Source organism: Flagellimonas sediminis, assembly GCF_010500845.1.
Taxonomy (GTDB): domain Bacteria; phylum Bacteroidota; class Bacteroidia; order Flavobacteriales; family Flavobacteriaceae; genus Flagellimonas; species Flagellimonas sediminis.
Genome location: NZ_JAAAMI010000001.1, coordinates 503,121 through 528,946 on the forward strand (window position 1 = coordinate 503,121; position 25,826 = coordinate 528,946).

Below are 25,826 nucleotides of genomic sequence, written 5' to 3' on the forward strand. Positions count from 1 at the left end.
GTTTATTTGATAACAGTGATGGTTCCTTGTTTCAGGCTTTTCCCACCCCGTGTGATCTTATAGTAGAAGATCATGCTTTGTTTGTTGAACGTTGTGGTGGACTGTGGCCAGTTGTTCTCATAGCCTGCTTGGCTAAATACTTGTTCTCCTCTTTCGTTGAAAATGGTAACAAGAACATTGGGGTCTCTTGAATAAGTGTTGGGCAATACCCATAGATCATTGATACCGTCACCGTTGGCGGTGATGACATTGGGTATGGCGAACATATCTCTATAGGATACCGTAATTACTTTGCTTACGGTACAGGTTCCAAAGTTGGCTACCAATAGGTACTGACCTTCGGTTTGGAAGCCATAATAATTATCTGTTGAAATCAAGTTGTTACCAGCATCATACCATTCGTAGGAATCGGCACCACTAGCGGTAATGGTCCCGGTTTCTCCTTCGATGATGACTAGGTCACTGGATTTATCCAAAACCAACAAGGAAGCATCAAAAGGAGTAATGGTCACTTGGTTGGATACTATTGGGCAATCATTGCTGGTGATAATCAATTGATAAACACCTGGTTGTCCCACGGTTAGACTTGCTGATGAACTATTCACAACGGTACCGTCCTTTTTCCAAGTAAAGGTCTCGCTGCTTAGATCAATAGAGCTTTCCAATACAATGGCATCTCCTCCATCACAGTAAACTGTTCCGTTAGAGGTGATGACAAGGTTTTGGTTTGATGCTAATTTTAGGTCTAGGTTGTTAGAAACCGCATTGAAAGCACCAACGGTTCCTGATAATTGATAGGTTCCGTTTTTGGCCTGATCGGAAACAGTAATGGTTTTAGCTGTTTCTCCACTTATGTTAGTTCCGTTCCATTTCCACTGATAAGTAAAGGATGCCTGTAAATCTGCGGTAACATCTGTTTTGGTACCGTTATCACTTACCGCGTTAATTGTGGTAAGGCTTAAGGTGGCATCTGTATTTTCACAAGAAGCATAGGTCCCCACAAAATCCACTACCAATTCAAAGGAATCCGGAGATACCATTGTAGTGATGGCAGATGATTTTGGAGCGGAAGAACAAGGCCCTCCATTTTCGGTCACTTCAACATAATATTCGCCAATAGTGTTGACTACCAAGGAATTATTGGTTGCTCCGGAAATTGCGGCACCATCCTTAAACCATTGGTACGTGGGTGATGAAGCGGTTGAAGAAACAGATAAGGTTTTGGTTTGAGAAGGCAACAACACAATGTTTTCGGCATTTTGAAGGGTCACTTCAAAATCACCGGCACTGGTTACGGTTACTGGAGCCGATTTTTCAATGCAAACGCCAGTACCACTAATTTCTACGGCATAAGAGCCTTCAAACCCGGCAGTATTGGCATTTACAGTATAGGAACTTCCCTCAACGGTTGGTCCACTAACCACAGTATTGTTCTTGTACCAAGTATATTTATAGCCCATTCCGGTAATATTGGCTTGCAACACTTGGGTGTCACCTGGACAAATTTGAACGGCACTACTACCCGTAATAGCAATACCCGTGCTTGTTCCGGTGGTGATTTCTATGGTATTGGACAACGTATTGGCAGATCCCGAACAAACAGAACCATAATCCAACTCCACATAGTACATGCCTGGGTCGGAAACGGTGATGCTTTCCGACTTTTCGGCCAATAGGGTGCCACTACGGTACCAGTTGTACAAATAAGAACTTGCATTAGGAATGTTATGTGGTTTAAGGGTTACGGAACCTCCACCACAAAGTGAGATCTGTCCTCCAGCCGGAATTGAACCACTTCCATTTTCGCTGATAAGCAAAGGGGAATTGTAGTCAATAAAATACATGGAGAAGGCATCGGAAGCCGGACTTGTCTTGGCAGGATAGGTACTTCTTACCCTAAATTTGAAATTTTCTCCCCTAATGTCCGTAGGAAGGGCAAACTGGAACTCGAAGTCGAAAGTTGTGTTTTTATCGCTTACCCGTGCCAATTCAACGGGGTTGCTAAAATAACCGTTGGCATCGGAAAGTTCCAGGATAAATTCGTTGTTGGAGGCCACCAATGGTGGGTTCCAGGTAAAGTTCACAAAATACTCGTTAAAACTGGCGGAAGCACAAGCGGCCGTCCACGCTGAGTTTCCCGCAAGGTTTGGGTTATCCGCAGGGGTAGGTTTGTTCAGCACTTGGGCCTTCGCCCCCATACCCAATAGGAGCAAAGTGGCCAAGGCCAAGAACGGAATACCATAGGTTGAACTTCTTTTTTTCATCACCGTTAGTTTTTAAGAGGTTATGGGCAATAATGCCCTGTTAGTTTGTGCCCCTTAATGTATTTGTTCTTCGCAACGGTTCTCAGGCGTTACGATTCCATATAGTATTCCAATAACAAATATGTCCCGAATTTCATCGAACCGAAAGATATTGTTGTGGGTGATGCTAAAAGTGTTGTGAAATAGCGTACTTTGTATAGACTAAAGCACAAATAATAGCGTTGAACGGTTGATTTTGCTACATTTGCGCTTCAAATTTTGAATATGGCGGAAGAAGTTAAATCGCTGAATTTTATAGAGCATATCATTGAAGAGGACCTTAGGACAGGGTATGAAAAGGACCAATTAAGGTTCCGTTTTCCGCCCGAACCAAATGGGTATCTTCACATTGGTCATGCCAGCTCCATTTGTCTCAATTTTGGTTTGGGTTTGAAGTATAATGCCCCCGTAAATCTTCGTTTTGATGATACCAATCCCGCAAAGGAAGAAAAGGAGTATGTAGATGCCATCAAGAAGGACGTTACCTGGTTAGGATATGAGTGGGATACGGAATGCTATGCATCCGATTATTTTCAGCAGTTGTACGATTGGGCGGTTGAGTTGATCAAGGATGGAAAAGCATATGTTGATAGTCAAACTTCGGAACAAATTGCCAGTCAAAAAGGAACTCCAACGGAGCCTGGTACACACAGTCCATTTCGGAATCGTACCATTGAGGAGAACCTTCGGCTTTTTGAAGGCATGAAAAATGGAGATTTCATGGAAGGGGAACATGTGCTGCGGGCCAAGATCAATATGGCGTCATCCAATATGTTGATGCGAGACCCGGTGATGTACCGCATATTGCACAAGGCTCATCACAGAACTAATACCGATTGGTGTATTTATCCTATGTATGATTGGACACACGGGGAAAGTGATTATATTGAACAAATCTCGCATTCCCTTTGTACGCTTGAGTTTTTACCACACCGGGAACTTTATGACTGGTTTTTGGACCAATTGGTATCTAAGGAAAAATTACGTCCGAAACAGCGAGAATTTGCCCGAAGAAACCTGAGCCATACGGTGGTTAGCAAAAGAAAGTTGCTCCAATTGGTGGAGAGTGGAGTGGTGGCCGGTTGGGATGACCCCAGGATGCCCACTATTTCCGGGCTAAGACGAAGAGGATATACCCCTGAATCGATTAAGAACTTTGCGGACACCATTGGAATAGCAAAACGTGAGAATGTGGTGGATGTATCGCTACTCGAGTTTCACGCCAGGGAGCATTTGAACAAGATTGCCCCTAGGGTTATGGCTGTTCTAAGTCCTTTAAAAGTGGTCATTACCAACTACGAAGAAGGTAAGGAGGAATGGCTAGACGCGGAAAACAATCCCGAGGATGAAACGGCCGGATTCAGGAAAGTCCCATTTTCAAGGGAGTTGTATATTGAACAGGAGGACTTTAGGGAGGATGCCAACAGGAAATTCTTTAGGTTAAAGCTCGGCGGTGAAGTAAGATTGAAGAATGGTTACATTATTCAAGCCAACAGCTGCACCAAGGACAGTGAAGGCAATGTGATCGAAGTTCAATGTACCTACGATCCATTGAGCAAAAGTGGTTCAGGTACCGAGGAAAGTCTTAGAAAGGTGAAAGGAACTCTGCATTGGGTATCCATTCCCCATGCCATTACCGCAGAAGTTCGTTTGTACGATCGTCTTTTCACGGATGAAACTCCTGATGGACACAAGGATAAGGATTTTATGGATTTTGTAAATCCGGATTCATTGGAAAAAATAACCGGTTATTTGGAACCTAGTTTAAGGGATGCCCAAGTTGGGGAGCAATTCCAATTTCAGCGTATGGGATATTTTAATGTGGATAGGGATTCAACCAAGGACAAAATGGTTTTTAATAGAACCGTAACTTTAAGGGACACTTGGGCCAAATTGGAACAAAAGGAGTAGTATAACCATTCCTTATTTTAAACAAAATAACAATCAGTTTATTTTATTGAAATTGAAACGATAGGGCGCCATATGGCGCCCTTTTTTGTTGGGGCAACCCATTTGCCCTTCCTTTAAACCAAAAGTTTGATAAAAGCGCTTATTTGCGTTTTTTCAGTGTTAGAGTCAATCTTTACATCGATTGGATCAAACTCTCCACTACTTGGATAGTAATTTAGCTGTGTATCGTTGAAACAGCATGAACTAGATTTAAGATTTGATGTTCCATCGGTACTAAAAAGGAAGTTTAATCTCAAAACCTAAAAATTATGTCAAGTAATACAGGAAACATTGTAACAGCATTAGTAACAGGAGCCATAGTGGGTGCCGGAGTCGGAATTCTTTATGCTCCCGATAAAGGGACCAAAACAAGAAAGAAAATTAAGAAAAGCGCCGTTAAGGCAAAGAATGATTTGGCAGATACTATTTCCAATGCCAAGAACGAGTTCCATAAAACGGCAGAAGCCAAAAAAATTGAATTCGAGGAAAAGTTGGAAGATACACTTTCCACAATGAGCTACAAGGCCGATGATATTATTGTGGCCTTGGAAAGAAAATTGGAAGATCTAAGGGAGAAGAACGCCCAACTTCAAAAATAATGTATGGCTTTCGAGGACATTAAAGAGCAAATTGCCGAGGCAGAGGATAGTGCCAAGTCCTATGTAAGCAAGAGCATTGATTTTTATAGACTTAAAAGTTTTAAGTCGATGATGCAGGGAATTACAGTAGGGGCCAAGGCCATTTTGATTGGATCAATGGTGGCTATGGCGCTGCTGTTCCTTTCCATAAGTGCTGCCTTTTGGATTGGCGAATCGCTCGAGAGCAATGCGGCAGGATTCTTGTCTGTCGGTTCTTTCTATGTACTGATTGGTATATTGATTTACGCCTTCAGGCAAAGACTTGAGAAACCGCTTTTGGAGAAGTTTTCTAAATTTTATTTTGATGAGCTATGATACAGAAACAATATACATCCTTTGAAGCAATAGAACAGGACCTAAAAATCCTGAATCTGGAAAGGCAAATTGATGAAGAAAAATTGAGGCTCTCCATTCAAAATACCAAGAAGGAACTTTATCCTGTGAATGTATTGGGAGGCATGGCACCCATCATTCAAAAGGTGGCCATTTCATTGATAGCCAAGAAAATATTGAGAAAGATAGGTTAAACCAATGTCTTGAGAATGGAAAAGGCTCCCTAGGGAGCCTTTTTTTATTATTACGTTTATTGTTCGCCGTTGTTTTTCTTGTTCTGTTTCTTCATGGCCTCTCCAATTTGGTTGCTTGCGGTAAAGGAGGCCACCATATTGTTGAGCATGTCGCTACCGGCTTGTGGTGAGTTGGGCAACAAGATCAAGTTGGCGTTGGTTGCCTCTCCAATAGCCTGCAACGTATCATAATGTTGTGTTACCACGATGAGGGCGGAAGCTTCTTGCGAATTGATACCCACTTTGTTCAATACCTCTACGGATTCTTCCAAACCTCTGGCAATTTCCCTACGCTGATCAGCGATACCCTGTCCTTGCAGTCTTTTGCTTTCGGCCTCGGCCTTTGCTTTCTCAACAATCAGGATCCTGGCGGCATCCCCTTCAAATTGGGCGGCTATTTTTTCTCGCTCCGATGCGTTAATACGGTTCATCGCCGCTTTTACCTGGGCATCGGGATCTATATCGGTCACTAATGTTTTGATGATATCGTACCCATATTCCAGCATGGCGTCCTGTAATTCAGCTTTGACCGCTATAGCGATATCGTCTTTTTTCACGAACACATCGTCCAGTTTCATTTTGGGTACTTCGGCACGGACTACATCGAATACATAGGAAGTAATCTGATCGTGGGGATATTCCAGTTTGTAGAATGCTTCGTATACTTTGTCCTTGATGACCACGTATTGAACCGAAACTTTCAACTTCACAAATACATCGTCCAAAGTTTTGGTTTCCACAATCACATCCAACTGTTGAATTTTTAAACCCACACGAGCCACAATCCTATCAACCAATGGAATTTTCATCTGTAATCCTGATTGGCGAATGCTCTGGAATCTACCGAACCGTTCTATAATAACGGCGGTCTGTTGCTTTACGATAAAAAAGAACTTGAATAAAATTACAAGTGCAAAAAATAGGATCGGTATTATGATATAATTGCCCATAGTGTTTAGATTTTTATGTTAGCAATGGAATTTACGAAACTCTCGTACACTATAGGTAGTAATCCATCAAGTTTTGTTACACATCCATCAATTGGAAAGTGTATTGATGGCATTGGTGATACGCTTTATGGTTTCCTCTTTACCGATCAATTCCATGATATCGAACAAGTGCGGACCTTTCATATCTCCTACCAAGATTAGTCGCAGAGGGGGCATCACTTTTCCAAAGGAAAGTTCTTTTTTGGAAATCCATTCTTTGATTATAGTTTCAATATTGGCCGATTCAAATGGGGTAATACCGGTCAGTATCTGTGCAATTTGTTGCATGATGTGTGGTGTGTCTTCCTTCCATTGTTTTTTAACTGATTTGTCATCATAAACTGTTGGACTTTGGAAAATGTAATCGCTCAGGTTCCAAAAATCAGATACAAAAACAGCTCTTTCCTTGATGAGGGAAACAACTTTTTTAACCCTTGTAAAGTCAACACTAACTTTATGTGATTCAAGTTGTTTGATGAAAATTTTCGCCAATTCTTCATCCGATTTTCGTTGAAGCCATTGTTGATTGTACCAATTGTTTTTTTCCGGGTCGAACCGCGCCCCTGATTTGTTCACACGTTCCAGACTGAAGATTTGGACCAATTCATCCAAAGAGAATAGTTCCTGTTCTGTACCAGGGTTCCAACCCAAAAGGGCCAAAAAGTTAACAACAGCTTCAGGAAAAAAGCCTGCCTCACGGTAGCCTTGGGATTCGTTCCAGGAAAGTGGAAATACAGGAAAGCCTCCTTTTTCACCATCACGTTTGCTCAATTTACCTTTGCCAATAGGTTTCATGATGAGCGGTAGATGTGCAAATTTTGGCGCATTCCATCCAAAGGCTTTATACAGCAATTCATGTAGTGCCATGGAAGGCAACCATTCTTCACCACGAATCACATGGGTAATTTTCATTAAATGATCATCCACAATGTTGGCTAAATGGTAGGTGGGCATGCCGTCACTCTTGAATAGAACTTTGTCATCCAAAATGTTGGTATCAATGGTAATTTCGCCTCGGATGATGTCGTTAAGGACCAACTGTTCATCCTGTGGCGATTTAAATCGAATGACGTAATCTGCTCCTGAATCCAATTTAGCCTTTACTTCTTCCGAAGTGAGTGATAGCGAGTTCAAAAGTTTCAGTCTGTTATGCCAGTTATAGATAAAGGTTTTGCCTTTTTCCTCATGGTCCTTCCTGTGAAAATCCAAACTTTCAGCGGAATCAAAAGCGTAGTATGCATGTCCATTTTCAATGAGTTGCAGCGCGTAGTCTTTATACAGGTTTTTGCGATCACTTTGTCTGTAAGGGCCGCAATCACCTTCTTTTCCGGGTCCTTCATCAAAAGGAATACCGCACCAATTTAGGGCTTCTATAATATATTCCTCGGCTCCTTTCACATAGCGGTTTTGATCGGTATCCTCGATCCTCAACAAAAAATCTCCGCCATGTTTTTTGGCGAACAAGTAGTTGAAAAGGGCAGTTCGCAGACCGCCAATATGTAATGGACCTGTGGGACTCGGGGCAAAACGTACCCTTACTTTTTCACTCATGTTGTAAATTCTTGTGGCACAAAGATACGCCCCATTTATGATTAAGAAAGCGATAGATTAAAGGCTTTTGCCTATTGTGGATATGCCGTTCATCAAGGTTTAACAAAAATTTGCTGTTGATTTGTTAAGGATCAGGTATTTTGGTGGTATAGATTTAAAGCAGTTGGGTAATTATCCGGAAATATTGGACAAATTAAGTGCTTTCATTAAAAAGTACTACACACAAAAATTGATCAAGGGCATTTTGCTCTTTTTGGTTTTTGGTTTGCTCTTTTGGATTGCGGTGACCTCCGTTGAGCTGCTTTTATGGTTGAACCAGGGATGGAGGATGACCTTGTTTATGCTGTTTGTTGTGGTAGAATTGTTTTTATTGTACCGGTTCATTGCGGTTCCATTTTTGTATTTGCTCAGGTTTAAAGGGGGAATTACGAATAGGGAGGCTTCGGTATTGATCGGCAAGCATTTCCCTGATGTGGACGATAAGTTGCTCAACCTGTTAGAGCTTTCCGAATCCAAAGAAAAAACAGACCTTTTGCTCGCAAGTATAGAGCAACGCGCCAGCAGTTTAAAACCCATTCCGTTTGCGCAAGCGGTAGATTTAAGGCACGGTTATTCGTATGCCAAGTATGTGTTCATTCCCGTAGGGATATTGTTGTTCATTTGGGTTTCGGGGAATATCGTTTCTTTTTTCAATTCTAATGAGCGCGTTTTGCATTATGATATGGCCTTTGAAAAGCCAGCTCCTTTTCGCTTTCAGTTGTTAAATGGTGAATTGGAGGTCTTGGACAATGAACCTTTGACCGTTCGTACTATAACGGTGGGAGACGTGCGGCCGGAAAGTGTCAGTATTGTGGTGAATGGCGAGGTATTGATGATGAAACAAGTAGGTGAGGAGTATACCTATACTTTTGAACCTCCAGTGGCGGAAGGCTCCTTCTATTTTTTGGCCAATGGTTGGAATTCCAGTAGTTATTCCATCAGAAGTTATGCTACTCCGTCATTGGTTGATTTTAGAATGCAACTTCAGTATCCAGGGTATTTGAACAAGGGTACGGATGTGGTTTCTGGTACGGGTAATGCTATTGTTCCTGAAGGAACTAAGGTAACTTGGCGGATAGAGGGTAGGAATGTTGATGAAATCCAAATGACCACCAGGGATTCGGTTTTTAAGTTTCATAGCGGCCAAGATGGATTTTATCATGAATTGAAACTCTTCAGGGATTTGGACTATGAGTTGAGTACTTCCAACAAGAATGTTCAAAATTTTGAACGGTTGTCCTATGGCTTGGAAGTGATTCGGGATGCCAATGCTACAGTTCACGTGGAACAAATACTGGACTCCCTAAATCCGAACCAATCATTTTATACAGGGCAGGCAGCAGATGATTATGGGTTGAGCAAAATCCGATTGGTTTGTTATCCGGTGGATGATGCAAAGGCGATTCAAAGGCTGGATTTGGAATCTCCACAGAGCAATGTCTATCAATTTTATTACACTTTTCCTTCTGGTTTGGATTTGGTAGCGGGAAAAAATTACAAGTTGTATTTTGAAGTAGTTGATAATGATGGTATTAGGGACGGAAAGATTACGAAAAGTCAGGTGTTCAATGCTACATATTTTAATGATAATGAGTTGAACAACAAGGAGTTGGAGTTTCAGAATTCCACATTGAACAAGATGTCCAAGTCTTTGGAACAATTTAAGGACCAAAATAAGGAACTTTCCAAAATCAATGAAAGTCAAAAGGAGGAACGCAACCTTACCTTTGAGGACAAGGGCCAGATCAAGAACTTTTTGCAAAAGCAACAACAGCAAGAAGCCTTGATGAAAAAGTTCAGCCAGGAGTTAAGTGAAAGTATTGATAAAGGTTCCGAGGACAATGAACTTAAGAAAATGCTTCAAGAGCGTTTGGAACGACAAGAATTGGAAGCAAAAAGAAATGCAGAACTTTTGGAAGAGCTTAATAGGATAGCCGTCAAAATTGATAAAGACGAGCTCCAAAAGCGTTTGGAGGAACTGGGTAAAAATCAGGGAAAGAATACACGAAACCTAGAGCAGATTTTGGAATTGACCAAACGCTATTATGTGACGGAGAAGGCGGCTCAGATTGCCAAAGAGCTAGAAGAGTTGGCCGAGAAGCAAGAAACTCTCTCTGACTTAAAGCTAAGTCAAGATTTTGGTGATAAGGAACAGATGAAGTTGAATGACGCTTTTGAGGATCTGGAGAAAGAAATCAGAGAGTTGGAAAAGGACAATGCGAATTTGAAAAAGCCATTGGAAATTAATGCAGACAAAAAGAAAACTGACGATGTAAGTAAGGACCAAAAAGATGCTTTAGAGGAAATAAACAAACATCAAGGAATGGATGAATCTTCCCAAAGTCAACAAAGAAATGAAGCAAGTGACAAGGCATCTAAAAAGCAGAAATCTGCCGCCCAAAAGATGAGGGAAATGAGTCAGGGTATGCAACAAGGGGCATCAGGAGGAGGCGCGGAAGCGGATTCCGAGGACGCTGAAATGTTACGTCAGATTTTGGACAACCTGGTAACCTTTTCCTTTAAGCAAGAAAATTTATTCGACAACCTTCAAACGGCCGATGTTGACATTTCTCAATTTTCAAAAACGGTTAAAGATCAACAAAACCTTCGAAGATTGTTTGAACATGTTGACGATAGTTTGTTTGCACTTTCGCTGCGTAGGGCCGAGCTGTCAGAATTCGTAAATGAACAGATTACCGAGGTGTACTATAATATTGACAAGTCACTTGAGAGTATCTCGGAGAACCAAATTTATCAAAGTGCTTCTTATCAGCAATACGTTATCAATGCCACAAATGCTTTGGCAGATTTTCTGGCCAATGTTTTGGACAATATGCAACAAAACATGAATCCAAGTCAAGGCAATGGTGGAGGCTCTGATTTTCAATTGCCAGATATCATAAAGGGCCAGCAAAAGCTTCAGGAGAAGATGCAAGGTTCGGGTAAAGAGGGACAACCTTCACAACAACAAGGGGAACAGAATGGCAAGGAGGGTCAAGGCAAGGAAGGTGAACAGGGTTCAAAAGGTGAAGGTCAAAAGTCGGGTGAAGGAAAGGAAGGTAACGGTGGAGAGAATGGGTCGGCTGGTGGTCAATCTGGAAATGGTTTGGAAGAAATGAACCTTAATGAGGTGTATGAAATTTATAAAGAGCAGCAATTTTTGAGGGAAAAATTAGAGGAGCAGTTGAATGATATGATCAGAAAATCGGATCAGGATCTGACCAAAAAGTTGCTTCAACAAATGGAGGACTTTGAAAATGATTTGTTGGAAAATGGAATTACCAATAGGACCCTGAGCAAGGCCAACAACATTCAACATCAATTGATGAAATTGGAAAATGCGAGTCTGGAACAAGGAGAGAAAAAGGAAAGGGAGAGCGAAACCAACAAGAGTATTTTTGCCAACCCTATTACTACTAAACCCGAACTGCTTAAAGATTACCAAAACGACATTGAAATATTAAACAGACAAGCTTTACCTTTGCGGCAAAATTTCGAAAAGAAAGTAAAGGTATATTTCAATAATGATTGAGTTTCATTTTAAGTCTGATTTGCTGTTTGACAACAAATCCGATTATTCCGATTGGATAAATAGAATATTGGAATCGGAGGGTTTTGTTCTTGGTCAGATTGACTATATCTTTTGTACGGATGATTATCTGTTAGAGTTGAACCAAGAGTATTTGAATCACGATACGTTTACCGATATCATTACTTTCGATTATACGGATGGGATAACTATTTCTGGGGATATTTTTATATCCACTGATAGGGTGAAGGAAAATGCCTCCAGCTTTGAAGTTGGTTTTGAAGAAGAGTTGTTACGGGTAATGAGCCATGGTGTTTTGCACCTCATGGGCTATGGTGACAAGTCTGAAAAGGACCAGAGGCAAATGCGCAGCAAGGAAGAGGAAAAGATGAATATGTTCCACGTGGAACCATAGATATGTTTGATAAGGAATACGATGTTATTGTAGTAGGGGGAGGTCATGCTGGCGCTGAGGCTACTGCCGCAGCAGCTAATATGGGCTCTAGGACTTTATTGGTTACCATGAACCTTCAGACCATTGGGCAGATGTCCTGCAATCCGGCTATGGGCGGAATTGCTAAGGGACAGATTGTTCGTGAGATTGATGCTCTTGGTGGATACAGCGGAATTATAACGGACAGGTCGGCCATACAGTTCAAGATGTTGAACAAAAGTAAGGGCCCGGCCATGTGGAGTCCTCGCGCCCAAAATGACCGTATGCGGTTTGCAGAGGAGTGGCGTTTGGCTCTTGAAAATACTCCTAATGCCGACTTTTATCAAGACATGGTTTCTGGAATTTTGATTTTGGGCGATAGAGTAGTTGGTGTAAGAACAAGCCTTGGGATTGAGATTAGATCTAAGGCCGTTGTTTTAACCAACGGAACCTTTTTAAACGGGTTGATCCATATTGGTGAAAAACAATTTGGTGGAGGTCGTGCTGGTGAAAAAGCCGCTACCGGCATCACCGAACAACTTGTTGGTTTGGGTTTTGACAGCGGAAGAATGAAAACAGGAACCCCACCTCGGGTGGACGGCCGTTCGTTGGATTATTCCAAGATGATTCCACAGCCAGGTGACGAAAAGCCGGAGAAGTTTTCCTATTTGAACACCCCTGTTTTGAAAACGCAGCGGGATTGTCATATGACACATACCAGTGCTTTGGTGCATGATCTTTTGCGCGAAGGCTTTGATCGTTCACCCATGTTCAATGGTAGGATCAAAAGTTTAGGGCCGCGTTACTGTCCTTCTATTGAGGATAAAATTAACCGATTTACGGATAAGGATTCCCATCAGATTTTTGTAGAACCTGAAGGGTGGGATACGGTAGAAGTATACGTAAATGGCTTTTCTACCTCCCTTCCGGAAGATGTTCAATACAGGGCTTTAAAATCGGTACGGGGATTTGAACATGTCAAGTTTTTTAGGCCAGGTTATGCCATCGAATACGACTATTTCCCACCCACGCAATTGAAGCATACACTCGAAACAAAGTTGGTGAACAACCTGTATTTTGCCGGTCAAATCAATGGCACAACGGGTTATGAGGAAGCTGCGTCACAAGGGTTGATGGCCGGGATAAATGCCCACCTTAAAATCAATGAAAAGGAGCCGTTTGTTCTAAAAAGGGATGAGGCATACATTGGAGTATTGATAGATGACTTGATTACCAAAGGTACAGAAGAACCTTATCGCATGTTCACATCCAGGGCGGAATACCGTACCCTTTTACGCCAGGACAATGCCGATCTAAGACTTACACCCAGAGGTTTTGAGATTGGTTTGGCCAAAGAAGAGCGTATGCGTAGGATGGAGGAGAAGCTGGATAAATCTGAAAAGTTTGTGGACTTTTTCAAGAAGACAAGCTTTGATCCGGAGGAAATCAACCCCATTTTGGAATCGGTAGATTCGGCTACCGTTAGACAATCGGATAAACTTTTTAAAGTATTCTCTCGTCCAAAAGTAACCATGGATCACATGCTTCAATTAAATGAGGTCTCAGGATACGTTTCCGAAAATGATTTGGATGCAGAAGTAATGGAGCAGGCCGAGATTTTGGTGAAATATTCCGGATATATTGAAAAGGAGAAGAACAATGCGGACAAGTTGCATCGATTGGAAAATGTCCGCATTCCTGACCATTTTGATTATTCCCAATTAAAATCATTGTCGTTCGAGGCTAGGGAAAAATTGGAATCCATTCGCCCAGTGACCATATCCCAGGCCTCAAGAATCAGTGGGGTTTCTCCAGCGGACATTAGTGTTTTATTGGTGTATTTAGGCCGATAGGGTATGTTTTGTTCCACGTGGAACATGAGTTGAGATTTTCTGTTTTACTCCATATGTGGCTTAATTTTTGTGTTTGCTTTTGTTCAAATCCAGCCATCATGAAAAGGTTTTTGCTCGTTTTTTCCGCCCTCATTTTTTTAAGTTCTTGTATCCCATTACGGATTGCCCCAAACATTAAAGATTACAAAATCACAAGGGGAAAAAGCTTTAAAAGAGGATTGCCCAAAAAGACGGTTTTTGTTTTTGAAGACCCTAAGGATGCTAATGAGTTTTATAATTACATCAACACCAAATTTCAGCTTAACGATTATTATGTGGATGTTCAAGTGCCTTTTGAGGTAGATGGTAAAACGTATTTCTTTTCATTTTATGAAGTTGAAATTCCGACAAAGACGATTAATTTGATTCCTTTTGTGGTTGATGGTATTTTAGATCAGGCTGCAGATATGGACCCCATTTTTGAAGAGGTCTACACAACCCGAACAGGAAATTGGTATATCGCTTTGGAAGTTTTTAGCGATACGGAGAAAGATTGTTTAAAAGAGGGTTCTGTTTCAAGGGATGCAGTTTTGCCCTATCTTCGGTATCTGAAAAACGAATATATGGCCACAGATAATTATAATGAAGTTGTTTTTAAAAACTAAAGACTTTTCTGTTTCAGGAGAAACCTTTGAACTGTTCAAAGATGAAAATCTGGACATGCTGGTTACCCGACCGCAGCCTGAAAATCTCTTCAAGTATTACGAAAGTGAGGACTATATTTCTCATACGGATGCGAAAAAGTCCTTGATGGACAAAATGTATCAGGTTGTAAAGAGGAAAAACCTCAAAAATAAGATTCAATTAATTGAAAATCAGTTAAATAAGCCCAAATCTTTACTGGATATCGGTGCAGGGACTGGTGATTTTCTACTTTTCGCCAAATCGAGAGGTTTTGAAGTACTTGGTGTGGAACCCAACGAGAAGGCAAGACAACTATCTTCCCAAAAAGGGATTCCTCTTTCGGAAAGATTAGAAGAGGTTGCCGACCAAAGATATGATGCTATTACCCTTTGGCACGTTTTGGAACATTTGCCCAATTTAGATGACCAGATTAAAACCATAGCTTCACTTTTGAAAGACGATGGTGTTTTGGTGATAGCGGTCCCAAATTTCAAATCATATGATGCAAGTCATTATGGAAAGTACTGGGCAGCTTATGACGTACCCCGGCACCTTTGGCATTTTTCAAAAACCTCCATTACCAAACTTTTTGATGCTCATGGATTGGAAGTGATTGCCATCAAGCCCATGTGGTTCGACTCTTTTTATGTTTCCCTGCTCTCAGAAAAATACAAGGGAAACAAATTGTATTGGTTAAGCGCTTTTTTCGTGGGATTAGCTTCTAATATTAACGCTTTGTTCACCAAAGAGTGTTCATCCCTGGTGTACCTTCTCAAAAAGAAAAAATAACGCGTTTAAGTCGCTCTGCCCGAACATCTTTGATGAGCATGGGCCATTGTATAAATTGGAAAAGAAACGCTTAGAAACCCTTGTTTCTGCAAGCCGACAAAATAGATACGCGTAATCTTAATAGAGAATCCCGATAAATTTTACTTATATCATCCTATTGGTCAATTTTTCAATCCAATAAAGATAATGACCACCATTCCAAAAGCTTTTCTATTTTTGCGCAACTTTAAAAAGTGAATGATGAAAAAAATTATGATACTTGCCCTTGCCGTTATGGCCATGGCATGTCAGCAGAACAAGATCGGCTTTGTGGACAGTGTAAAGTTGATGGACGATTACCAAGAGAAAATCGATTTAGAAGCTCGCTTTAAAACAAAGGCCGATGCCATGGGCAAAAAGAGGGACAGTATTTCCCAATCTTTCCAAATGGAGCTTCAGGCGTTCCAAGCGAAGGCCCAAAAAATGTCGCAACAAAGTGCACAGGAAGAATATGCCCAATTCCAACAACGCGGTCAGTTTATCGGTCAGCAATTGCAGCAAGAGGAACAACAATTGCAATCTACCAGCCAAGTAGAAATGGATTCTTTGGTAAAAAAGGTAAAAAAGGAGATCAAGGATTATGGAAAGGCCAACGGTTACACCTATATTTTAGGCGGGGGCGATGGTGGTTCAGTACTTTATGGTGAAGAGGCCAACGACCTTACCCAAGCCATATTGAAGATTTTGAACGACAAGTACAAGAAATAGTTTTTAAACTTTTTGCTAAAGGATAAAACCCATTCTTTTGAATGGGTTTTTTATTTGCCACGTAGGATTGAAAAATATACCCATAAAATCAATACTATTTGGAAAGGAACCCTGAACCACAGGTAAACAAGCCCTGGGCCATCAAATTTTCCGGTTTGATAGTTGAGGTTCTTGATCGCGGCATTGATGTTGGCCGGTAGAATCAAAACAAAAAATACCATGAGAACCCATGCAGTAAAATTTTGATATTTAGGGAACAAAATCGCCAATGCGAACAATATTTCCAAAACACCGGTAACAAAAACAATTTCATACTTCAATGGTATAAAGGAAGGCACCATGGCTTGCATTCCATTAGAGTAAACGAAATGTCCAATTGCCGTAAAAACGAGCATAGTAGACAAAGCTATTCGTCCCGCAAACGCAAAGTCTAACTTTCCCTTGCCCAGATACAAAACCAGAGTGGATAGTGCAAAAGCTGCTAACAAAACAAAAAGTGGCTTCATTTTTTCTCACAAAGATCCATTAACCGATGTTGATGCGCAATGAACCCAGATTAACTAATTCTCTTGCGAATTCGGCTTAGGGCTTGAGGGGTTACACCAATGTAGGAAGCAATATATTTCAGCGGTATAAATTGTATCAATTCAGGACGCTCATCAAACAATCGATAATATCGCTCTTCGGCACTATGTTTTAACAATGAAATCTCTCGCTTGGATTTTTTCAAAAAAAGTTCTTCACTCGCCTTTCTTCCGATAAAATGACCAATTTCGGTCTTTTCATAAATTTCTTGTAGCGAACCAAAATCCAACCTCCATAGAATGGTCTCCTGAAGAGTTTCTACGCAATATTCTGAAGGAGATTGCGTAATAAACGAATCGTATGCACTTATAAACGAGCCTTGGAAAGCAAAACCGAGTGTAATGTCTTTATGTTCCAATGGCACATATTGGCGAACAATACCTTTTTCAATGAACGAAAGGTGGTTTTCTGTCTGCCCCGCATGAAGCAGGATCTTTTTGTTTGAAAATTCTTCTCGGATCAGTTTGGATGAAAACAGGTCCCAATCCGTTTGGGAAATTCCAAAATAAGTTTCAAAATATCTTTTGATCTCATCCAAAACCAAATAGTTTACTTAAAAATGTGGTAAGTGAGTTTTAGCTTTTACTGCATCAAATACACCAAAAACACCGTGGGAATCAAATAGATCACAATGGTCTTGGCACCTTCATAGTCCTTGGCCACACGTTGGCCCAACAGCAACATGAGAAGGGTAATGGCGGATAGGATAGATCCGTATAGCCCAATGGAACTTTCCCCATCAATGGCAAACTGGAAAATCCCGACTCCGCATAGGATTCCCGAAAGCATTTCCAGCACCATAATGACTCCCAAAAGTAAGGGCACCCCGCTTTTAAACAGGGTTTTGGAAAAGTGGCCCGTTAACCAGCCCACGTTACCTTTCCAGTCCAAGAGTTTGTCCAGTCCACTTTGCAAAAAGGTGATTGTTAAAAAAACCAACAGTAGAATTTCCGTGGCGTTTAAAAATAAATTTTCCATGGTCAGTACGTATTTAAGCGGCCTTGACATGCAAGAGCCGGGTCAGTTTTATAGATAAATCGGTAAAAATGATTTTGGAATTCCCATTGCGTTCCACGTGAAAAATAGCTTTTTCCAACTCCTCTACTATCTCCAAAATGTTGTTTTCATGAACAAAAGGGGCAAATTTGCCCAGATCAAAGCCCTGCATATGGATTTTGGTATAGACCAATTCATCGGCCTTGTAATTCAGAAGCAGTGCCTGACGCATCATGGTCAGGCAATAGTTCAAGAATTGCTTTTGTACCTCCCTACCGGTTTTGGCCACTTCATCGCTCCATAAAATCAATTCCTGAATGGCGCCCTTATTTCCTTTCGCTTTAAAAGCACTCCTTACCCATTGTACAAACCAACGTTCAAACACCAAATCTTCGGAATCCTTGTTCAACAGATCCATGGCCTTGTTAAAATTTCCATTGGCCTCCTGGGCAATGGTATGCGCTTCCGCAGATGCCACACCCCGATCTATTAGTGCCTTGCTGATCACTTGTTCCGCCAATGGGGGGAAATGTAGTATTTGACAACGGGACCGAATCGTGTTGATGATTTGCTCTTCCTCTTCGGCCAAAAGCAATAGGACCGTTTTATTGGGCGGTTCCTCAATCAATTTCAACAACTTGTTGGCTGCGGACACGTTCATTTTTTCGGCCATCCAAATAATAAGAACCTTATATCCACCTTCGTAAGATTTCAACGAAAGTTTTTTGACCACATCCTGGGCCTCGTCCACACCAATTTGCCCCTGCTTTTTTTCAATGCCGATGTGTCGGTACCAATCAAAAAGATTGCCGTAAGGTTGTTCCCTAACGAACTGTCGCCATTCCTCTAAAAAATGGTCGCTCACGGCATGTGTTTTAATCTTTTCCGAGTTGGAAACCGGGAACGCAAAATGAAGGTCGGGATGCGTTAAGGAAGCACATTTTGTGTTGCATGCTTGGTTGCCACCTTCGTTTTCACCGTCCGTATTGTTGCAAAGCAAATATTGGGCATAGGCTAGAGCCATGGGCAAAATGCCGGAACCCTCGGGACCCACAAAAAGTTGTGCGTGGGCCACCCTGCCAGTTTCTGCAGTGGTCACCAAATGGTTTTTGATATGCTCGAGTCCTAAAACATTTTTAAAAAGCATGTTTCAAAGATACATTATTTAAGGGTGCTATATTTCACGGCTTTTTGCGAAAAAACCCGAAAATATAACGATTCCTTCCAATCATAAAGGAAGGAAATCTTTACTTTTGAGACGCTTAAAAAGAACACAATACATGAAGACGATTGACGATTTCAATTTTGAAGGAAAAAAAGCATTGATCCGCGTGGATTTCAACGTGCCGTTGGATGGTAAATTCAATGTTACCGATACCAGTAGGATCGAAGCCGCAAAGCCAACCATTCTTAAAATATTGGAAGATGGGGGTTCTGCCGTTTTGATGAGCCACTTGGGACGTCCCAATGGAAAGGCAAACCCCGACATGTCACTTTCCCACATTTGTGAGACGGTTGCCGAGATCATTGGGGTTCAGGTAAAGTTCGCCAAGGACTGTATAGGTCCAGAAGCCGAAGAAGCCGTTGCAAATCTTAAGGATGGCGAGGTCCTTCTGTTGGAAAACCTCCGTTTTCATGATGAGGAAGAAGCAGGGGATGAGGCCTTCTCCAAGGAACTGTCCAAATTGGGCGACATTTATGTGAACGATGCCTTTGGTACCGCTCACAGGGCACATGCCTCTACCACCATTGTGGCCAAGTTCTTCCCCGATCATAAATGTTTCGGGTACTTGTTGGCCAAGGAAATCAAGGCCATCGACAAAGTAATGGAAACAGGGGAAAAGCCCGTTACTGCCATTTTAGGTGGTTCCAAAGTGTCTTCAAAGATTACCATCATCGAAAATATTCTGGACAAGGTGGACAACCTCATCATTGGTGGGGGAATGACCTATACCTTCGTAAAGGCCAACGGTGGAAAAGTGGGTGATTCCATTTGCGAGGATGACAAAATGGAGTTGGCCCTTGATATTTTGAAAAAGGCAGAGGCCAAAAACGTAAAAGTATACCTTCCTGTTGATGTTTTGGCAGCTGACGCATTTGATAACAACGCCAACACCCAATTTGTGGATGTGGACAAGATTCCGGATGGATGGCAAGGTTTGGATGCCGGACCCAAAACATTGGAAATCTTCAAGCAGGTAATATTGGCTTCCAAGACCATACTTTGGAACGGTCCGGTTGGGGTTTTTGAGATGGAAAGCTTCGCCAAAGGAACCATTTCCATTGGAAACTACATTGATGAGGCCACGCAAAAAGGCGCTTTCTCCCTTGTTGGAGGAGGTGATTCCGTAGCTGCCGTGAAGCAATTCGGCTTTGAGGACAAAGTGAGTTATGTGTCCACTGGCGGGGGTGCCATGCTCGAAAGTTTGGAAGGTAGGATTCTTCCAGGCATCGCTGCAATATTGGACTAACTATCACGTTATGAGTTGTTGGGGAAGGTTTTAACATGGTGTTTTTGTTAAGGAATTTTATTTTTTCGGAAAAAAACACCATTTTCGTTTTTCCCAAAAATCAAACCCTGTCCAAATGAACCAAAAATTGAAATATGCTGCTTTTGTAGCGCTACTTTCCGCAACACCGATAATGGTGGCCCAGCAAGTGGATTCCGCACCGGCCGCACAACAGGATTCCGTTTTACTTTCCGTTGAAGAAACGCCGGCCATTCAAATGTCCGATATGAAAATCGATGGCGAGTATGTGGCCTTGGAGAAAAAAGAAAGTGGCAAGTTTCAATTGCAGGATTTGGAGGCTGCCCGCAAATATGATAGCCTTTGGTTGAAGGAACTCCACAGCAGTGCCAATTTGTTCAGTGACATGCTGTTGGAAATCGAAAATGGCCCCGGAGAGGATTCCATTGTTGTAGTAGATCTTCCAACGGATACCTTAAAAGCGCGTTTGGCCCGAATGAACGAGAAAACGCCGTTCAACATCACTTACAATCCCTCTTTGGAAAGTGTGATCAAATCATTTTTGACCAGAAGAAGGGACCTGATGCAACGTATGATGACGGCCAGTCAGTTTTACTTTCCGTTGTTCGAAGAGGAATTGGACAAACACGATCTACCTCTGGAAATCAAATATTTGGCGATTATAGAATCTGCCTTGAACCCAAAGGCTAGATCCAGGGTAGGGGCCAAAGGGCTATGGCAATTTATGTACGGTACCGGTAAAATGTACGGTCTTGATGTGAGCAGTTATGTGGACGAACGCCACGATCCCATTATGGCAACGGAGGCAGCCAGTAAGTATTTGGCCAAACTGTATGAAATATTCAACGACTGGGATTTGGCCCTTGCGGCCTACAATTCAGGTCCTGGAAATGTGAACAAGGCCATTCGTAGGTCAGGTGGCTATGAAAACTATTGGAACATCAGACCATTTCTTCCACGTGAAACAGCGGGATATCTTCCGGCATTTTTGGCCACCATGTACATCTTTGAATATGCGGAAGAGCACGGTCTCTCATATAAAAAAGCCGACCGCCCTTATTTTGAAACTGATACGGTTCACGTGAAGAACATGATTTCTTTCGACCAGATTTCAAAATTGGTGGACATCAGTACCGAAGAATTGGAAATGCTGAACCCCGCGTACAAGCTCAACATCATTCCTAAAGTAAAAGGAAAGAATTATTCCCTTCGATTGCCCAAAAGCATGATCGGTAAGTTCGTGGCCAATGAGGAACAGATCTACGCCTATGTGAAACAGGAAATGGACTCCATGGAAAAGCCGTTGCCACAATTGGTAACTGCCAATGACCAAATCCGGTATAAGGTGAAAAGTGGTGATTATCTTGGAAAGATCGCTGAGCGATATGGGGTAGGTGTTAGCCAGATCAAGGAATGGAACGGTTTAAGGAGCAATAACCTAAGGGTTGGGCAACGATTGACCATCTTCCCTAGAAAGCCTTATATAGAAAGCAGTACCGTGGCAAAAAACAGTTCATCCAATGGTTCCGGTGCTGTTGCCAATGGTTCCAAAGTACATACGGTCCAACAAGGGGATTCCCTGTGGACCATTTCCAAAAAATATCCTGGAGTTTCTGTTGAAAATTTACGAGAATGGAACGGTCTTAGTGGGAATAATCTAAAACCGGGCACAAAACTTAGATTGTGCGATTGTTCTTCGTAAATTTAACACAAGATGAAAAAATTTGGAACACTACTCGTTGCCAGCATTGTCCTGGCATTAGGCTCCTGTAACGATTCCGGACCTAAAAAAAGATTTCTCCCACAATCAACCGGTCCAGTCAATTCTTTGCTGGTAGTCATGGACACCGAACTTTGGAAAGGACCGGTCGGGGATAAAATCCGGGATGAATTTGCGGCACAGATCATAGGGTTGCCCCAAATTGAACCGCTTTTTAACATAACCCAATTGCCCCCCAAGGTTTTTAAAGGGACTACCATGTACTCACGGTCCATCCTGTTCGTGGAAAAGGATTCTACAATATTGGCACATATTAGCCCCGATGCCTATTCAAAACCTCAAAAAGTGGCGGTGATTACGGGACCAACGGAAGAAATTATGATCAAAAACCTGGACTCTTTGGCGCCAATAGCGATCAAGGCATTTAAAGAGGTTGAGTTGGCCGAAGCACAAAAAAGATTTAATCGCTCATTGAGTAAAGACAAAGCCTTGGAAGAAGAGTTTGGCATCACCATGAATGTTCCCTCCTTATATAAAGTGGGCAAGCGAGAGAAGAATTTTGTGTGGATGGATATCCAAATCCCGAAGGGAACCATGAACATCATCGCTTACAGTATGCCTTGGAACAGTTTTGAAAACGATTCCACCTTTGTGCAGGACATTATGAAAATGCGTGACTCCATAGGCGAAAAATATATTCCTGGCCCCTACGAGAATACCTATATGATTACTGAAAAGGCTTTTGCGCCGTATGTTTTCCCAGCGGAAATCGGAGGTAAAAAGGCAGCTGAGGTGAAGGGGGTTTGGGAAATCCACGGGTATCCCATGGCAGGGCCGTTCTTAACCTATATCATCAACGATAGGGAACACAACAGGAAAATGATTTTGGAAGGCTTCACCTTCGCTCCATCCACAGAAAAGCGCGACTATATGTTTGAGTTGGAGGCCATACTCAAAACGGTCAATTTTGAACCTAAAGCTCCTGTGGAGTGAACCAATCTAAATAAAGGACCAAAAAAGCCCAGTACAAATGTCTGGGCTTTTCTGTTCTTTAAATGCTTTGAGCGTTAGTTAATCGAAGGCGAAACCGGTAGCAATCCTATAGGCAAAGGCGTAAAGCACAATAAAGAACATAACAAAGCTAAACCAGGCGAACACCTTAAAATATTTTTCAATGATGATGTGTCCCAAGTTGCGGAACCCTTCCAAATAAATTTCCTTAACAAGTAAAAGTTTCTTCATAAGTCAGATTTTAAGATTTAAAGACATGACAAAGGTTCGACTTTGTAAGCTGGAGGTAAAAACATTAGGACAAAAGGTTAGAAAACAAGGGTGAAAACAACAGCGGGGGCGTTAATATCCGCAAAGCCTTTTCTTTGATCGATAAAACGCATATTGTATGCGAACGGTTGGACGGAGATATAAATCGATGAAATGCGTTTTAGCCTCCTTAACCAAAGAAAAAGCCCCGAAAATCTTTGGGGCTTTATTGTTTTTATCTTGAAACCAGAATGAATTCGGACCTTCGGTTCAACAATTGTTTATCCGGGGGGCAGGGTTTGCCATCTGAACAATCGTTCAATAATCGTTCCTCACCATAACCGATTGCACTGAGAATACGTGTTGGATCAATGCCTTCCGAAATTATATAGTCCCGTGTGGCCTTCGCCCTTCGGTCCGAAAGATATTTGTTATAGGCGTTGCTGCCGACCGCATCCGTATGGGATTCAATTTTAAGTGTTAGATTTTGGTCTTCTTTCAATACAGCAATCAGTTTATCCAGTTCTACTGCAGCTTCCGGACTTATTTTATAGCTATCAAAGGCAAAATGGACCGCATTGGGTTCAAATGGTTTTTTGACCTTTTCCTCGTCCAGGATTTTGTTAAGTTTCTTTAGATGTTGTGAAACCTCTATATTTTCATTTTCCTTGGTTTTGAAGGAAATTCTATCCTCATAATAGTCTTCACTTTGTGATTTTATACCGTATTCAGCCAGAGGATCCAAATTTTTAAACGTATAGGCACCGAATGCATCCGTAGTGGTTTCTGCCAAGAGGTTTCCGTCTTTGTCCAACAGGGAAACCTTGGCACCTTCCATGACCTCGCCCGTTTCAGCATCTTGAATGCTGCCCGTAACCGCGTTCAAATTAAGGGTATATTGGAACGAGTAGATATCATCATCACCCTTTCCTCCCTTTCTATTGGAGGCAAAATATCCTTTTTCTCCTGTGGTATCGATGATATATGAAAAATCGTCTCTATTGCTATTAATGGGTTCACCCAAATTGATGCCCACACTGAACATGTTGTCCTTGGAATCGGATTTGTACACATCCAATCCACCAAAGCCCATAGCCCTGTTGGATGAAAAGTAAAGGGCATTATCGGTGATGTAAGGGAACATTTCCTTGGCGCTGGTATTCACTGACCTGCCCAGGTTTTGAGGCTCGGAAAACCCGCCATTTTCCAAAATGTCCACAACATAAATGTCCGTTTGCCCAAATCCACCTGGCCTGTCGGAAACAAAATACATTTTATGACCATCAGGACTGATACTTGGGTGGCCGGTGGAATAATCGTCGCTGTTAAAAGGAAGCTCTTCGGCTTCTGTCCATTCGCCACCAACCAATTGGGAGCGGTAAATTTTTAAATGATTGATTCCGTTTTCACCGCGTTTCAATTTTTTGCCATAATTGTTACGGGTAAAGTAAATGGTCTTCTGGTCAGGGGAGAATGCCATGGAAGCCTCATGGTATTTCGTATTTATTTTTTTGGAGAATTTTCTAGAACCTGTAAGATCGCCTTCATCGTTTTTGGTTTTGGCCACATATAGGTCCAGAAAAGGCTGGTTGGTCCAACGGTAACGACGGGTGGTTAAAAAAGAAGAGTCCTTGGCCGATGCATACACAATTTCGGTACCATTGTGGTACATGGGTGAAAAATCGGAATAGGGTGAATTGATGGCTAGGTTCTTAACCTTTACCGAAGTGGCTCCTTTCCAGGTCAGTGGCTTGGCCATTGCGGCTTCCCTAAGGTCATTTTGATCTTTGTTGTAGTACAACTTGGTCAAAGCCGACGCTCTTCTATATTTCCCTGTACCTTTTAGGGTTTGGGTGTATTTGAAGAAGGTGTCTTCGGGAATTTCATCCGTATACAATTCATATAGTTCGTTGTACCATTTAAAGGATTTTTCCATGTTCCCGCTATAATAATGGGAATCTCCGGCATTGGAAAGAAGGGACATGGTGTGTTTGGCCTCACTTTTTTCCAGGACAATGTCATAAATCCTGGCGGCTTCGGCATACCACATCTTGTTAAAGTAATCGTTCCCTTTTTCAATGAGTTTTTCGGCAATACCCTCCTTACGAACGTAGCGGGTAAGTTTTTTATCGCTCAGTCCATCCAGATGCTTTAAGGATTCGTCAGGATAAAATGGCTCTGCCGGTCCTTGTTTGGAATTGCTGGCGATATCCCCGTTGAACTCCAATAAGGATACGTCTTGGGATTGCATCCCAAAGGACAATAATAGGATAAAAGGAAAAATCAGTTTTTTCATTACCACTCCATCAGCGCAAATGGCCAACAGGCCATTTGGAGGTTAAGCATAGAGGGCTTAACTTTAGTTTGTGCCGCTAAAATAGAATATGGCAAGGGGGCGAATAACTTTTTGTTGTGAAAGAATGGATTTGTGGCATGTACGAATCAAAAATGTGGTTCTTTATCGATTAGCCCTTTGAGTTAAAGGGCAATTCGGGCACAAAATCCAAAAAGGATGGGCGTTAGGACTTAGATTCCTTGCTTTCGCTACCCAATTTGTCCTCTTCTTTGGAGGCATCCTTGAATTCTTTGATACCGCTACCAAGTCCCCTCATCAGTTCTGGGATTTTCTTGCCTCCAAAAAGCAAAAGCACCACCGCAACGATCAACACAATCTGCCATGGACCAAGTACACCAAGAAATATTGTTTGAGCAATCATAACATCAAA

The 25,826-nt window shown here is 41.9% G+C and carries 23 protein-coding genes; 13 read left to right on the top strand and 10 right to left on the bottom strand.

What is annotated here, in order from left to right; all coding sequences use genetic code 11:
• Positions 1 to 2: 2 nt before the first annotated feature.
• Positions 3 to 2,264: a T9SS type B sorting domain-containing protein gene (locus tag GTK07_RS02150; protein ID WP_163632575.1), complete on the bottom strand. Its 2,262-nt coding sequence runs from the start codon at positions 2,262 to 2,264 to the stop codon at positions 3 to 5.
• A 264-nt stretch (positions 2,265 to 2,528) separates the two neighbouring features.
• On the opposite strand from GTK07_RS02150, the gene GTK07_RS02155 reads away from it, so the two are divergent.
• From GTK07_RS02155 to GTK07_RS02170, 4 genes are all read left to right on the top strand, one after another.
• Positions 2,529 to 4,214, top strand: a complete 1,686-nt coding sequence (locus tag GTK07_RS02155; protein WP_163632577.1) for a glutamine--tRNA ligase/YqeY domain fusion protein — start codon at positions 2,529 to 2,531, stop codon at positions 4,212 to 4,214.
• 308 nt (positions 4,215 to 4,522) lie between these two features.
• Positions 4,523 to 4,852, top strand: a complete 330-nt coding sequence (locus tag GTK07_RS02160) for a YtxH domain-containing protein (RefSeq protein ID WP_163632579.1) — start codon at positions 4,523 to 4,525, stop codon at positions 4,850 to 4,852.
• A gap of 3 nt (positions 4,853 to 4,855) precedes the next feature.
• The gene (locus tag GTK07_RS02165; protein WP_163632581.1) at positions 4,856 to 5,206 is read left to right on the top strand and encodes a hypothetical protein; all 351 of its coding nucleotides are present in this window, start codon (positions 4,856 to 4,858) and stop codon (positions 5,204 to 5,206) included.
• Positions 5,203 to 5,418, top strand: a complete 216-nt coding sequence (locus GTK07_RS02170) for a DUF6327 family protein (protein WP_163632583.1) — start codon at positions 5,203 to 5,205, stop codon at positions 5,416 to 5,418. The genes GTK07_RS02165 and GTK07_RS02170 overlap by 4 nt, the downstream gene beginning before the upstream one ends.
• Positions 5,419 to 5,474: 56 nt before the next feature.
• Here the strand turns inward: GTK07_RS02170 and GTK07_RS02175 are convergent, their stop codons facing one another.
• Both GTK07_RS02175 and gltX read right to left on the bottom strand, forming a co-directional pair.
• Positions 5,475 to 6,407: an SPFH domain-containing protein gene (locus tag GTK07_RS02175; RefSeq protein ID WP_163632585.1), complete on the bottom strand. Its 933-nt coding sequence runs from the start codon at positions 6,405 to 6,407 to the stop codon at positions 5,475 to 5,477.
• Positions 6,408 to 6,494: 87 nt separating this feature from the next.
• Positions 6,495 to 7,997 (bottom strand): glutamate--tRNA ligase, encoded by a 1,503-nt coding sequence (gltX, locus tag GTK07_RS02180; protein WP_163632587.1) that lies wholly within the window; start codon positions 7,995 to 7,997, stop codon positions 6,495 to 6,497.
• Between the two features lie 121 nt (positions 7,998 to 8,118).
• On the opposite strand from gltX, the gene GTK07_RS02185 reads away from it, so the two are divergent.
• The 6 genes from GTK07_RS02185 to GTK07_RS02210 all read left to right on the top strand — a co-directional run bounded on the left by GTK07_RS02185 (position 8,119) and on the right by GTK07_RS02210 (position 16,050).
• On the top strand, positions 8,119 to 11,568 hold the full coding sequence (locus tag GTK07_RS02185; protein ID WP_235932406.1) for a hypothetical protein: 3,450 nt from the start codon (positions 8,119 to 8,121) through the stop codon (positions 11,566 to 11,568).
• Positions 11,561 to 11,980: an rRNA maturation RNase YbeY gene (gene ybeY / locus GTK07_RS02190; protein WP_163632589.1), complete on the top strand. Its 420-nt coding sequence runs from the start codon at positions 11,561 to 11,563 to the stop codon at positions 11,978 to 11,980. The genes GTK07_RS02185 and ybeY overlap by 8 nt, the downstream gene beginning before the upstream one ends.
• 2 nt (positions 11,981 to 11,982) lie before the next feature.
• Entirely contained in the window at positions 11,983 to 13,851 is a 1,869-nt protein-coding gene (mnmG, locus tag GTK07_RS02195) for a tRNA uridine-5-carboxymethylaminomethyl(34) synthesis enzyme MnmG (RefSeq protein ID WP_163632591.1), read from the top strand.
• 98 nt (positions 13,852 to 13,949) lie between these two features.
• Positions 13,950 to 14,495 carry a hypothetical protein gene (locus GTK07_RS02200; RefSeq protein WP_163632593.1) on the top strand — a complete coding sequence of 182 codons (546 nt, stop codon included), beginning with the start codon at positions 13,950 to 13,952 and terminating at the stop codon, positions 14,493 to 14,495.
• Positions 14,473 to 15,303: a class I SAM-dependent methyltransferase gene (locus tag GTK07_RS02205; RefSeq protein ID WP_163632595.1), complete on the top strand. Its 831-nt coding sequence runs from the start codon at positions 14,473 to 14,475 to the stop codon at positions 15,301 to 15,303. Before GTK07_RS02200 ends, GTK07_RS02205 begins: the two co-directional genes overlap by 23 nt.
• Before the next feature lie 240 nt (positions 15,304 to 15,543).
• A complete protein-coding gene (locus GTK07_RS02210) occupies positions 15,544 to 16,050 on the top strand; it encodes an OmpH/Skp family outer membrane protein (RefSeq protein WP_163633454.1) in 507 nt (168 codons plus the stop codon).
• Positions 16,051 to 16,100: 50 nt separating this feature from the next.
• Here the strand turns inward: GTK07_RS02210 and GTK07_RS02215 are convergent, their stop codons facing one another.
• The 4 genes from GTK07_RS02215 to GTK07_RS02230 are packed head-to-tail and all read right to left on the bottom strand — an operon-like array spanning position 16,101 to position 18,778.
• Positions 16,101 to 16,556, bottom strand: a complete 456-nt coding sequence (locus GTK07_RS02215) for a DoxX family protein (RefSeq protein ID WP_163632597.1) — start codon at positions 16,554 to 16,556, stop codon at positions 16,101 to 16,103.
• A gap of 50 nt (positions 16,557 to 16,606) precedes the next feature.
• Positions 16,607 to 17,173, bottom strand: a complete 567-nt coding sequence (locus tag GTK07_RS02220) for a Crp/Fnr family transcriptional regulator (RefSeq protein WP_163632600.1) — start codon at positions 17,171 to 17,173, stop codon at positions 16,607 to 16,609.
• 44 nt (positions 17,174 to 17,217) lie between these two features.
• Positions 17,218 to 17,613 (bottom strand): DoxX family protein, encoded by a 396-nt coding sequence (locus GTK07_RS02225; RefSeq protein WP_163632602.1) that lies wholly within the window; start codon positions 17,611 to 17,613, stop codon positions 17,218 to 17,220.
• A 13-nt stretch (positions 17,614 to 17,626) separates the two neighbouring features.
• The gene (locus tag GTK07_RS02230; protein ID WP_163632603.1) at positions 17,627 to 18,778 is read right to left on the bottom strand and encodes a DNA polymerase III subunit; all 1,152 of its coding nucleotides are present in this window, start codon (positions 18,776 to 18,778) and stop codon (positions 17,627 to 17,629) included.
• Between the two features lie 133 nt (positions 18,779 to 18,911).
• Between GTK07_RS02230 and GTK07_RS02235 the strand changes: the two genes are divergently transcribed.
• The 3 genes from GTK07_RS02235 (at position 18,912) to GTK07_RS02245 (ending at position 22,833) form a co-directional block, all read left to right on the top strand.
• Positions 18,912 to 20,102 carry a phosphoglycerate kinase gene (locus GTK07_RS02235; protein ID WP_163632605.1) on the top strand — a complete coding sequence of 397 codons (1,191 nt, stop codon included), beginning with the start codon at positions 18,912 to 18,914 and terminating at the stop codon, positions 20,100 to 20,102.
• Between the two features lie 115 nt (positions 20,103 to 20,217).
• Positions 20,218 to 21,822, top strand: a complete 1,605-nt coding sequence (locus GTK07_RS02240; protein ID WP_163632607.1) for a lytic transglycosylase domain-containing protein — start codon at positions 20,218 to 20,220, stop codon at positions 21,820 to 21,822.
• 12 nt (positions 21,823 to 21,834) lie between these two features.
• The gene (locus GTK07_RS02245; protein WP_163632609.1) at positions 21,835 to 22,833 is read left to right on the top strand and encodes a DUF4837 family protein; all 999 of its coding nucleotides are present in this window, start codon (positions 21,835 to 21,837) and stop codon (positions 22,831 to 22,833) included.
• 78 nt (positions 22,834 to 22,911) lie between these two features.
• Here the strand turns inward: GTK07_RS02245 and GTK07_RS19150 are convergent, their stop codons facing one another.
• The 3 genes from GTK07_RS19150 to tatA all read right to left on the bottom strand — a co-directional run bounded on the left by GTK07_RS19150 (position 22,912) and on the right by tatA (position 25,817).
• Positions 22,912 to 23,082 carry a DUF6747 family protein gene (locus GTK07_RS19150; protein ID WP_203583698.1) on the bottom strand — a complete coding sequence of 57 codons (171 nt, stop codon included), beginning with the start codon at positions 23,080 to 23,082 and terminating at the stop codon, positions 22,912 to 22,914.
• A 253-nt stretch (positions 23,083 to 23,335) separates the two neighbouring features.
• Complete coding sequence (locus GTK07_RS02250) at positions 23,336 to 25,396, bottom strand: OmpA family protein (RefSeq protein ID WP_163632611.1); 2,061 nt, start codon at positions 25,394 to 25,396, stop codon at positions 23,336 to 23,338.
• Positions 25,397 to 25,619: 223 nt separating this feature from the next.
• Positions 25,620 to 25,817 carry a twin-arginine translocase TatA/TatE family subunit gene (gene tatA, locus GTK07_RS02255; protein WP_163632613.1) on the bottom strand — a complete coding sequence of 66 codons (198 nt, stop codon included), beginning with the start codon at positions 25,815 to 25,817 and terminating at the stop codon, positions 25,620 to 25,622.
• Between the last annotated feature and the right edge of the window lie 9 nt (positions 25,818 to 25,826).